This window comes from Paenibacillus sp. 2TAB23 (assembly GCF_052115165.1).
Taxonomy (GTDB): domain Bacteria; phylum Bacillota; class Bacilli; order Paenibacillales; family Paenibacillaceae; genus Pristimantibacillus.
Genome location: NZ_JBFRGD010000059.1, coordinates 1 through 1,910, shown reverse-complemented (window position 1 = coordinate 1,910; position 1,910 = coordinate 1). Strand labels below are relative to the sequence as shown.

Here is a 1,910-nt window from a genome sequence, read left to right as displayed (position 1 = left end):
ATGAGCCGATTGAGTTCGGGTCGAAGGACACGAAATGGATCGATACGATGTGGCAGGAGGCAGGCAAGGTTTGGGAAGGGAAAATGACGGCAGCGGACTGGGCGAAGGAGCTGCAGCCGAAGCTTCAGGAGCTGTACGACAAAGGGAATAAGTAAGACAAACGCATATATGAGGTCTTTCATCGGGTATGTTCTTATTTGTTCGTCGCTATCTTCTTTATTCGGTTTCATTAAGCACAGGCTGCCAGCCTGTGCTTTTTGTTTGTTTATTAGATGGGAGTGTTAAGAGAAAGAATGAATATCCGTTAAGGTAAAAGTCATTCAAGACATTAAAGACATTCACGCATTTGAATAATTTCGAATAATAATACAGACAACATTAAATTAATTTAGTATACTTAATATATTAATATAATTAATGGGGTGCGCTGTGAAAAATTATCCTTTATATAAACAAATTCAAGCGGATATTTTGGGACAAATTCAATCTGGCAAACTGCGTCCCGGTGACCGCGTCCCTTCGGAGAAAGAGCTTGCCGAACAATATCGCGTAAGCCAGATAACGAGCAAGAATGCTTTGATCGGCCTTGCAGACGAGGGGGTACTCGTTCGGGTACAGGGCAAAGGTACGTTCATTAAACAAAACGGCGAGAATCAAGTCGAGGCAGCGAATTCAAGCGAAGCACGCGACGTAATCGGGCTCATATTGCCATGTATGAAGACGAAGGTAGATCAGAAAATTCTCGATTCCATTGAGAAGTATGTGACAGCCAGCGGCTATAGTCTGCAGGTTCGGATTACGCGGGAGTCGCAGCTCGAGGAGAGTGCCGCGATCGAGTCGATGGTCGCGTCCGGCGTGCGGGGATTGATTGTGTTTCCGACGGAAGAGGAACGCTATAACGACAGTATTCTACGGCTGTCGCTCGATAAATTTCCACATGTGCTTATTGACCGATTCCTGAAGGAGATCAGGACTTACAGCGTAAGCTCGGACAATGTGAACGGCACCGAGCAGGCGATAACCCATTTGCTGGAGAATGGGCATGAGCATATCGCGCTTATTACGCCAGAGATTACAAATACCGCAACGGAGGAGCGGCTAGTCGGTTTCGAGAAAGCCTATCTAGCGAAGAAGCTTCCGATTGATAAGGATTTGTGGTGCATTCTGAAAATTGAAGATATATCAAGCGGCAAAGCGCAGCCAATTATTGAAGCGTTTATGAAGGAAAGACAGGTAATATCCGCTGCCTTCGTCGCTAATGTCGAGCTGACTAATTACACGTATTATGCGGCGAAAAAATTGAAGAAAGCTGTTCCCGACGAGCTTGAACTCGTTTGCTTCGACCGTCCTGACTTTCAGGATGTCTCGTATCTGCAACAAAACGAGGATGAAATTTGTAGAGTAACGGTTGAGCTGCTGCATGCGCAGCTGCTCGGCGAGTATACGCCGCAGCGCATCGTTGTCCCAGTAACCTTTTGCAAAAAATAATTGCAGCTGTATAAAAGGTATCTATGTGCATATAGTGCACATAGATACCTTTTTATATTATATTTAGTATATAAACATATAACAATATAATTTATAATGAATTTATTAATTAAGCGCTTACAGTTCGAAGCGCAAGCGTTCTATTTCTAAGGGAGGTTCAACCATAATGATCAGAAAGTTAACGGCAAGGTTTGGTATTATTTTTGTTTTATGCTTGGGAATGCTGCTATCAGCTTGTTCATCAGGCACGAATGGAAGCGGTTCCAATACAAGCGGCGATACAGGCAATAAAGGCGAAGGAGCGTCGAATGCACCGCAGGAGCAGGTGAAGATTTCGTTTATGGGTCACGGGAGCCCGCAGGAGAAGGACATCTTCACAAAGCTAATTAAATCCTACGAAACGAAATATCCGAACGTTAAGG

The 1,910-nt window shown here is 44.4% G+C and carries 1 protein-coding gene and 1 pseudogene; both read left to right on the top strand.

What is annotated here, in order from left to right; translation table 11 throughout:
• Positions 1 to 429 precede the first annotated feature (429 nt).
• A complete protein-coding gene (locus AB4Z29_RS32240; RefSeq protein ID WP_441946952.1) occupies positions 430 to 1,488 on the top strand; it encodes a GntR family transcriptional regulator in 1,059 nt (352 codons plus the stop codon).
• 166 nt (positions 1,489 to 1,654) lie between these two features.
• Positions 1,655 to 1,910, top strand: a pseudogene (locus AB4Z29_RS32235) (ABC transporter substrate-binding protein); the annotation flags it as partial.